General features: G+C 63.9%; 8 protein-coding genes. All 8 read right to left on the bottom strand.

The genetic code is table 11. The annotated features are described in order from the left end of the window. Positions 1-194: 194 nt before the first annotated feature. Positions 195-1238 carry a UDP-N-acetylglucosamine 2-epimerase (non-hydrolyzing) gene (wecB, locus tag CS1GBM4_RS20715; protein WP_186420652.1) on the bottom strand — a complete coding sequence of 348 codons (1044 nt, stop codon included), beginning with the start codon at positions 1236-1238 and terminating at the stop codon, positions 195-197. 29 nt (positions 1239-1267) lie between these two features. Continuing rightward, a complete protein-coding gene (locus CS1GBM4_RS20710) occupies positions 1268-2893 on the bottom strand; it encodes a hypothetical protein (RefSeq protein WP_186420651.1) in 1626 nt (541 codons plus the stop codon). 20 nt (positions 2894-2913) lie between these two features. Further along, on the bottom strand, positions 2914-3675 hold the full coding sequence (locus CS1GBM4_RS20705; protein WP_186420650.1) for a class I SAM-dependent methyltransferase: 762 nt from the start codon (positions 3673-3675) through the stop codon (positions 2914-2916). 65 nt (positions 3676-3740) lie between these two features. Beyond that, entirely contained in the window at positions 3741-4433 is a 693-nt protein-coding gene (locus tag CS1GBM4_RS20700) for an SGNH/GDSL hydrolase family protein (protein ID WP_186420649.1), read from the bottom strand. Between the two features lie 162 nt (positions 4434-4595). After that, positions 4596-5999, bottom strand: a complete 1404-nt coding sequence (locus tag CS1GBM4_RS20695) for a DUF2793 domain-containing protein (protein ID WP_186420648.1) — start codon at positions 5997-5999, stop codon at positions 4596-4598. 162 nt (positions 6000-6161) lie between these two features. Further along, complete coding sequence (locus tag CS1GBM4_RS20690) at positions 6162-7994, bottom strand: carbamoyltransferase (RefSeq protein ID WP_186420647.1); 1833 nt, start codon at positions 7992-7994, stop codon at positions 6162-6164. A gap of 14 nt (positions 7995-8008) precedes the next feature. Then, complete coding sequence (locus tag CS1GBM4_RS20685; protein ID WP_164470445.1) at positions 8009-8158, bottom strand: DUF5989 family protein; 150 nt, start codon at positions 8156-8158, stop codon at positions 8009-8011. A gap of 13 nt (positions 8159-8171) precedes the next feature. Then, on the bottom strand, positions 8172-8609 hold the full coding sequence (locus tag CS1GBM4_RS20680; protein ID WP_186420646.1) for an SxtJ family membrane protein: 438 nt from the start codon (positions 8607-8609) through the stop codon (positions 8172-8174). Positions 8610-8802 lie beyond the last annotated feature (193 nt).

Raw genomic sequence — 8802 nt, 5'->3', positions numbered from 1 at the left:
ACGACGAGATCTGCCGCTGCGCTATACCAACGGCTCCGCGCCAGATCCCGTCATCCACCCCGGCCAACAGGCCACAACCTACCGCCCGAGCGAACTCCGCGCTGGATAGAAACTGGGGGCAACGTCACCGATAGTGGCCGTTCGACGACTGGCCCTGCGAGCACTGATCAGGCGAGCCTGGTCAGATCGAGGGCTCAATCGGCCAGAAGGTCGGCAATATGCCTTGCGATCGAGGTCGCCGCATCGCCGCTGCCATAGTCGGTGATATCCCGGCGCGGCGCATAATCCTTGCTCGTCCACAGCCGGTTCCAGCCCGCCTCAACGGTCTCGACCCATTCGGTCTCGTCGCGCAGGGTCACGCAGGGCACGCGGTGGAAATAGGCTTCCTTCTGCAGGCCTCCCGAATCGGTGAAGACCGCGGTCGCCCGGCTGAGCAGGCGGGCCATGTCGAGATAGCCGACCGGATCGATCAAGGTCAGGCCAGCCGGATTCAGCCCGCGACTGGCGAGGAGCTTGCGGGTGCGCGGGTGGACCGGCATGACCACCGGGGTCTCTCGCGCAGCGGCCTCGAGCCAGGCGACGACCCGGTCGAAGCGCTCGGGATCGTCGGTGTTCTCGGCGCGGTGAATGGTCGCGACGGCATAGCCTCCCGGTGTCAGGCCGAGCGTCTCGATGATAGTCGAGCGGCCCTCGGCGCGCTTCACTGCGGCCAGGGTGGTGTCGTACATGACGTCGCCGACGGCGTGAACGCCCTTGACGATGCCCTCAGCGCCGAGGTTGGCGACGGCGGCCCGCGTCGGGCAGAACAGCAGCGCGCTGACATGGTCGGCGACGACGCGGTTGATCTCCTCGGGCATGCGCCGGTTGAAGGAGCGCAGGCCGGCCTCGACATGCGCCACCGGGATATTGAGCTTGGCGGCCGCGAGCGCACCGGCGATGGTCGAATTGGTATCGCCATAGATCAGAACGAGGTCCGGCTTCTCGGCCAGCATCGCCTCCTCGAGCTTCTCCAGCATCCGGCCGGTCATGGCGCCGTGGCCGAGGCTGTTGACCTCGAGATTGTAGGCCGGCTTGGGGATGTCGAGCTCGTCGAAGAAGATATCCGACATCAGCGCATCGAAATGCTGGCCGGTATGGACGATGGACTCGGACAGGCCGACCCGAGCCAGCGCCCGGCTCACCGGCGCCGCCTTGATGAACTGCGGCCTGGCGCCGAGGACCGTGAAAATTTCGGGCATACGTTGACGGCTCGCTTGATCGGGCAGGCTTAGGAGATCGCGTTCCTGATGCGAAGCGAAATCTGCTTCCGTATTGTCGGCGGCAGCGTCCGCCATGCGAGGCGGAGCACACGCCATGCGAGCGAACCTCGTTTTGCTGCGACTTCGGCGGAGCTCCCTATGAGGCGCTCCGCCTCGATCAGGCCAAGACGATCGGCCTCGGTCAAGGTCTCGCGATCGGCCCGGATTCGCGCGGCTTCAAGTTCCGCCAGTCGTTTCGCCTCGGCTTCGGCCAGCCGCTCGGCCATCTTGCGATACTCGTTCACGAGCGCTTCCTCGCGCGCGAGGTAGTCCGTGGGCGAGAGCGGCGAGGTGGTCGGGACTTCGACCAACGTCATCTGCCGGCAATCTTCTTCAGTCTCCGGCAGCGTGACGGTCGGAAGTGGTCGCCAAGGTCGGCCTGTCGTCGCCCGGAATTCGACCCAGGCCGGATCGACCCTGAGCGGATACTGTTCCTCGATCGTCTGCGTCAGTTGCTCGGCCAATGAGCGATATCCAAACCTGCCGGAGGCGACGAGCCTGTCATAGGCATTATCGGAAACCCTCTGCAGCAGGGCGAGATCCTCAAGCTGGGCAAGCACGCTGTCGACATTGGAGAAATCCCGCTCAAGCGGGATGTAGTGCTGGTCGGGTTCAATCGCGCCCGAATATTCGCCGCGAAATAGAACCATCGGAGTGCGCATCAGAGCGCATTCGAAGACGCGCGGCGAGATCTGCCCGACATTGAAATAGCGCTCCATCGGTTCAAGCACGTCGATCATGTCGTGGTAGCGCGGCGCCCTGCCATTTTGGGCCGTGTATTCGGCAATCTGGCGCTCCAGTTCGCCGTCAAAATCGAAGGCATTGCAGGCACTCTCCGAGCCGAGCATAGCGCGGCTACTGCCGAGAAATTCGAACCACGCATCGCCATAGATTCGGCTATCGTCATCCATGGCGATATTGTGCGGGATGCTGCGGGCGTTGCAGATCTCAATCATGCGCCGCCCGATCTCTTCCTTGTCGAAGCCGAGCCTGCCATATTTAGCGCCGATCTGGCGGCCGCGATAAGCCAGCATGGTCTTGCGCTCGGCGAGAGGCGTGATCGGCGGATGGCAATCGACTAGACGCTCGGGCATATAGCCGGTCAGACCTTGGATGATCTTCAGGCCCGGGAGTTCCGAACTCGGATAGGCAAGCGGCCAGAACTCGCGCTGTATGCAGGTCAGAAGGACGTGGAAGCCGAGCCGCCTGATCGCCCGGTGCAGGTTTGCGGTACGATCATAGTCGTCCTGCACCGCTACGATCTTGAGGCCACGAAAGCGGTAAAGGCTCTCCTCATAACTTTTGCTAATATAGCCTTCGAACGGGAGACGCGCACAGTAATTGTTGATGACGACGTCAAATTCATTGATGTCGAAATTCATCCGGGCATCATGCGTGACGTGGACGTATTCGACTTGGAAGTCTGAGAATTGCTTGAGCGCCAGGAGGTAGTCCAATGTCGTCGAGGTGTAAGTAGACGACATCGAATAGGCGATGAGTACGCGCCTTGGCTGCTTGGCCGGCGCGGGCTTCGCGCCGCCGGCGGTGTGTCGGTATTCCGACACACCGGATTGAGTTGAACCAGCTTGGCTCATCGCAAACGCCTCGAGCGTGCTTATTTGCGGACCAGCGCGAAACCGTGCAGCCTCGCATAAATTGCGAGATCAGGAAGTGTGTTGGCCCGCACGATCGGCTCGATCTGCTGATGGAACGCGCCCGGCTCATGGGCGTTGTCGGCGCCCGCAAGCTGCGGATAAACGACGCGCGTCAGGAAATCGAATAGCCCTGTGTGCCAAGTCTGCTCGATCACGAAATGCTCCAGCATCTCCGGCATCAACTCGCGCACATAGGAATAAAAATTGATCTTGGCTGGCGCCAGCTCCGGCATGCCGATCGCGCGCCGCGCCGCGCTCAGCGTCTCAAAACCATCCTTGAAACCTTCGATGAGTATCAGGCGGCCGCCCGGCCGCAGCATGTTTGCCATATTGCGCACGGCCAGCTTCTGCTCTTCGAGATCACGCAGATTGATCAGGACCCGCACGCACAGGCCGGTATCATAGTCCTTGCCCGCATTCTTCGGCGCCAGAACCGAATCGTGAAAGAAGCGGTTATTGGTTTCGCCATAAGCCTTTCGAGCCCGTTCGACCATGTTCTCCGCATAATCGAACGAATCGAGCGAGGCGACCTTTTCGCGCAGTTGCTGCGAAACATAGCCGTTGCCACAACCGATCTCGATCATCCGCATGGACGGATGAAGGTTCTTGAGGATGAACTGAAGCTCGTGATCGCGCTGAACCGTGTCAGCAATGTTGACCTTAGCTATCTCCTGCTCGGTCTTGGCGCGATGGTTCCAGAACTGGTCGGTTTCAGACTTCATGTGTAGGCTCCAAATATCGGCGGCGGTTGTGCGACCGCCCGCCCTTGAGTGCGAGGTCGTAGCTGCTAGAGCGTCGCCGCAACGGAAGCGAGGGCCGAGACGAGAACCGGCAGCCGCGACCGAAAATAGATGTCGTGACCGGTGACACTTAGATGAAGCTGATCGTCGAGGACAAGGCTTTCATAGGTCACTTCGCCTGCATTGACCGCGGCATCGCAAGCATGTTCCGCGTCGGCGAGCGTAGCAGACTTCGCCGCGGCCACTTCGCGTGTGATTGCGTTGTAACTGCGGTTGGCCGCTTCGTAAGTGTAGTCGACGCTGGGAAGAAGCTTCTCCGTTCGGGTGGTCGGGTGGTTTGTGCCCAAGATCACCTGTTTCGCGCCAAAAATCCGGGCCCGATCGATGATCTCGCTGAGATTAGCGCGGAACGCGTCCGGTGAAACACGCGGGTGCCCGCGATCCGTTTCCCAGACATTGCAGTCATTCATGCCGAATTGCACGAGTACGATATGCGGGGAATGCGATTGAAGGTCGTAGGCGATCCGTTCGAGTGCCTGCCGTGTGGTATTGCCGTTGATCGAAGGGTTTTGGAATTGCAAATCGACACTGCTAGCAAATTGTTGCTCCAGTGCAGCGGAGAGGCGCCCAACCCATACGCGATGAGGGGACACGCCCTGGCCAAAGCAGATCGAATCGCCAAAGAAGAAAACTCGCAGAGTTCTTGCGGCCACCGATTTTGTCTCCTTGATCCGGCGCATTTCCAACCCTTCAGGCGCATGTCAATGAAAGGTGCCGAGCGGGCGCTTAAAATCGATGCAGACTGTTTCGTCAACGGGCCAGTCGCTCTGGCATGCGATCAAGCGGCAAACCCGTTGACGGCGCCAGCCGAATCCTATTGCCTCGACGAACGCCAACAGACCCTAGATTTCTGCGTTGAATACGATGTTGTCGAACTGGGCATAAGCGCGGCCAGTGCTCGCAGCCCGAATCGAACCCACGGCCATGCCTGTTGTAGAAGCCGATATCCATCGCTCACCGTTGTAGATGTTGCTTTCCTGCTGCACAGTGAAGGCGACGGCCGGGACCACTCGCATCGCCGTGGGGAATGGCAAGGCCTGCTGGAAGTAGCCAGTCGTTGCCTGATAGCAGTCGAGGAACATCGAACTCCCCGGCCGCCAGTAATATCGCTCGCAGAGCTGTCGCTCCTGCGTCTGGCTGCGGGCGAGCCAGGGGCTCGGCGTCGTCCCGGTTTCCAGCTTGATCGCGCGGAACGTGACGGCTCCCGCGGTCGGCGCGATCCGCACTGCGAGAGTTCCGCTGTCGCCGGCGGCCGGCGTCAGCGTGACGAAGCGCCGGCCACTGCCGGCAGTGATCGTGCCTGTCGCGCTGCCGAGCGCCACCTCGAGATTGCCGCCGGCGAGATCCTCGACCGAGAGGCAGAGCGGCATCTGCGCGAAGGAGGCGACACCCCACAGCGCCGGCTCGACCACCTGCACGATGCCGCCGGCGGTCAGCGTCAGGTCGAAGCCGTTTCGGCTGAGCGTGGCACCACCGGCATGCGCCTTCCAGCGATCGAAGCCGTAGGCTCCTGCCGCCAGCGCCCCTCCGGCGAAGCCGCGCTGGTTGACCTGCCAGTCGCCGTTGATCAGGAGATTCGGCCGCGGCGCCTCGCGAGCCCAGGCGCTGGCCGGCAAGGTCACGACCCCGCTCGTCCGGTCGACGACCAGCGCCTCGGTCCAGCTCTCGCCGTCGGCGCTGACCTTGACCCGCAGCTGGTCGTCGCCGGACAGCCCGATTTCGGCCCGGCTGGAGAACCCGTCCTGGAACAGCAGGCTCGCCGTGTCCGCCGCGCCGGCCTTGTTGAGCTTGAGCCGATGATCCGCGCCGGCATGGCTGAACAGGGCGGCCTCGCTCGAGGCCGCGAAACGCGTCACCGTGTCGGCCGCGGCGTTCACGCCCCAGAGTTCGGCGCCGAGGCTGCTCTGCGGCTGCGCGCGGCGCCATTGCGTGCCGGTCCAGACATGATGCTCGGCCTCGTCGCTCACCCAGGCCTGCCAGCCGGGGCGCGGATCGAGGAAGCTCCAGGCGCCATCCTCGAAGATGGCGAGGTCGTCCTGATGGCCCGAGAAGACGCCGGTGCCCCCGGCCGGCACGATATAGGCCGAGGTCTCGCCGGGCGAGGCCGGCGGCACGCTCTGCGTCCGGCTCATGACGACGAGATGCACCAGCGCGTCGAGCCGCATCAGCGCATCATTGTGGGTGACGTGTTTCTGCGCCTGCCCGGCGGCGAGCAGGGGCAGGCCAAGACGCGGCGTTTCGCTCATGGAACCTCGCAGGATCGGAGCGGCGCGGGGATGCGCCATGCCGGCCGATTATGCGGGCTCGCAATGCAGCGGGGATCGTTCGAAGCGCCATCCCCGCCCGGCCTATCGGCGATGCGGCGTCCGGCGCTCGGCTCTTCCCGCCTGAGCCGCGGGGAGCATCGCTCAATCCAGCTCGAACGCGTCCTGGTAGTTCAGCTTCAGCGCCGGGTCCTGCTCCTCCTTGCGCAGCAGGCAGTTGCCGACGACGAGCAGCTCGATCTCCGAGCCCATGAAGCAGCGGAAGGCGTCGCCCGCCGTGCAGACGATCGGCTCGCCCCGGACGTTGAAGGAGGTGTTGACCACGACCGGACAGCCGGTCAGCGCCTTGAAGCGCGAGATCAGCCGGTGATAGCGCGGATTCGTCTCGGCATGCACGGTCTGGATGCGGGCCGAGTAGTCGACATGGGTGACGGCGGGAATCGTCGAGCGCGGCACGTTCAGCTTGTCGATGCCGAACAGCGCCTTCTCCTCCGGCGTCATCTCGCGCCGCAGCTCCTCGCGCACATCGGCGACCAGCAGCATATAGGGCGAATCGCCGTCGAGCTCGAACCAGTCGGCGACGTCCTCGCGCAGCACGGAGGGCGCGAAAGGCCGGAAGCTCTCGCGGTATTTGACCTTGAGGTTGAGCGTCCTCTGCATCGCCGGCGAGCGCGGATCCCCGAGGATCGAGCGGCCGCCTAGGGCGCGCGGCCCGAACTCCATCCGCCCCTGCATCCAGCCGACGGCCTTGCCGTCGGCGAGGCCCTGGGCGGTGGCGTCGATCAGGATCTCGTCATCCATCACGGTGAATTTCGCGCCGGCGGCCACCAGCTCGGCCTCGATCTCGGCCTGGCTGAACTCCGGCCCGAGATAGCTGCCGGCCATGGCATCGCCTTTGGCCGGCACCGCGCGCGGCTTGCCGTGGAAGAGATGGTAGCCCGCCAGCGCCGCCCCGAGCGCGCCGCCGGCATCGCCGGCGGCCGGTTGGATCCACAAGCCCTCGAACAGGCCCTCGCGCAGCAATTTGCCATTGGCGACGCAGTTCAGCGCGACGCCGCCGGCGAGGCAGAGATTCGTCATGCCGGTCTCGGCCCGGACGGCGCGGGCGAGGCGCAGCACGATCTCCTCGGTCACCGCCTGGACCGAGGCGGCCATGTCCATGTGGAACTGGGTCAGCAACTGCTCGGGCTTGCGGACCGGCTCGCCGAACAAAGCGGCGAACCTGTCATTGGTCATGGTCAGGCCGACGCCATAGTTGAAATAGCTCTGGTCGAGCTGGAAGGAGCCGTCCTCCTTCAGGTCGACCAGCTTCTCCAGCATCAGCCTGGCGAAGCGCGGGGTCCCGTAGGGCGCAAGGCCCATGACCTTGTATTCCCCGGAATTGACCTTGAAGCCGATATAATAGGTCACCGCGGAGTAGAGCAGCCCGAGCGAATGCGGGAAATGCAGCTCCTTGTGGACCTTGAGGTCGCTGCCCTTGCCGATGGCGAGCGTCATCGTCGCCCACTCGCCGACGCCGTCCATGGTCAGCACCGCCGCCTCCTCGAACGGCGAGGGGTAGAAGGCGGACGCGGCATGCGACAGGTGATGCTCGGTGAAGAGCAGCTTCCCCACATCGAAGCCGGCTGAGAACTTCCTCAGCTCCCTGGCGATGATCTGCTTCTGGAACAGCTTGTCCCGCAGCCAGAGCGGCATCGCCATCTTGAACGACTGGAAGCCGCGCGGCGCGAAGGAGAGATAGGTCTCGAGCAGGCGCTCGAACTTGATGAAGGGCTTGTCGTAAAAGACGACCGCATCGAGCTCGTCGAGCCCGCAGCCGGCGACCGAGAGGCAGTATTCGACCGCGCGCCTCGGGAAATCGGCGTCGTGCTTCCGGCGGGTGAAGCGCTCCTCCTGCGCCGCCGCCTCGATGCGCCCGTCGACGACCAGCGCGGCCGCGCTGTCATGATAGAGCCCCGATATCCCGAGAATGCGCATCGCGGCCGTGCGCTTCAGAACAGCGTGTAGATGAAGGGCGCGATCGCACTGCCCTTGGTCAGGAACAGCAGGCCGCCGAGCAGCACGCACATCAAGAGGATCGGCACCAGCCAGAACTTCTTTCGCGCCGCCATGAAGCGGAAGAACTCGCGCAGGAACGACATCGCAGCAATCCCGTCAGAACTGGTCCTTCATCGAGACCGGCTCCGGCCCCGGCGGATCGCGCACGATCCAGTAGCTCTTCGCCTCCGGCTGCCTCTTCAGCCTGAGGAAGTCCTTGCCGACGAGCCGGGCGACGAAGGCCATCGGCGTGAAGACGAGGAAGAACAGGATGCCGAGCATGATCGGATTGACGATCGCCGCCAGCAGCAGGCCGACCTTCATCCAGAGCTTGTTCAGCGGCGCCAGCACGGCCGGCCTGACCAGCGCGAGCGCGAGGAAGCCGGCGGAGATCAGCCCGAGCCAGGGCCAGGCCCTGCCCGCGTGCCAGGCATTGTAGAGGCCGATCAGCGCGAAGACGGCCGCGAAGACGAGGCCGAAGGAGCGATCGCTCGATCCTTCGTGCTCGTCATGGCCGGCCCCGGCCTGAAATTCGTGATGGACGCCCTTCGACAAGCCGCGGCTCCTGTTCCGGCGGCATGCTCTAGGCGATTAAGCGGGGAAGGTCGAGGGTGGAGGCGGCGCGGACGCCCGCCAGCGCGCCATGCTCGGGTTTGACCCGAGCATCTCAGGCCGGCAGAGGCCCCTCTCGGCGCCTTCTCGTCACGAGATTCTCGGGTCTGCGCTTTGCGCCGCCCGAGAATGACGC

The sequence above is a fragment of the Allobosea sp. CS1GBMeth4 genome, assembly GCF_900185715.1.
Lineage (GTDB): Bacteria > Pseudomonadota > Alphaproteobacteria > Rhizobiales > Beijerinckiaceae > Allobosea.
This window is presented reverse-complemented; position numbering and strand designations above follow the sequence as displayed.

Coding starts and splice junctions, on each gene's coding strand:
- wecB (WP_186420652.1), bottom strand. CDS start 1,238: ATGCCCGAAATTTTCACGGTCCTCGGCGCCAGGCCGCAGTTCATCAAG.
- CS1GBM4_RS20710 (WP_186420651.1), bottom strand. CDS start 2,893: ATGAGCCAAGCTGGTTCAACTCAATCCGGTGTGTCGGAATACCGACAC.
- CS1GBM4_RS20705 (WP_186420650.1), bottom strand. CDS start 3,675: ATGAAGTCTGAAACCGACCAGTTCTGGAACCATCGCGCCAAGACCGAG.
- CS1GBM4_RS20700 (WP_186420649.1), bottom strand. CDS start 4,433: ATGCGCCGGATCAAGGAGACAAAATCGGTGGCCGCAAGAACTCTGCGA.
- CS1GBM4_RS20695 (WP_186420648.1), bottom strand. CDS start 5,999: ATGAGCGAAACGCCGCGTCTTGGCCTGCCCCTGCTCGCCGCCGGGCAG.
- CS1GBM4_RS20690 (WP_186420647.1), bottom strand. CDS start 7,994: ATGCGCATTCTCGGGATATCGGGGCTCTATCATGACAGCGCGGCCGCG.
- CS1GBM4_RS20685 (WP_164470445.1), bottom strand. CDS start 8,158: ATGTCGTTCCTGCGCGAGTTCTTCCGCTTCATGGCGGCGCGAAAGAAG.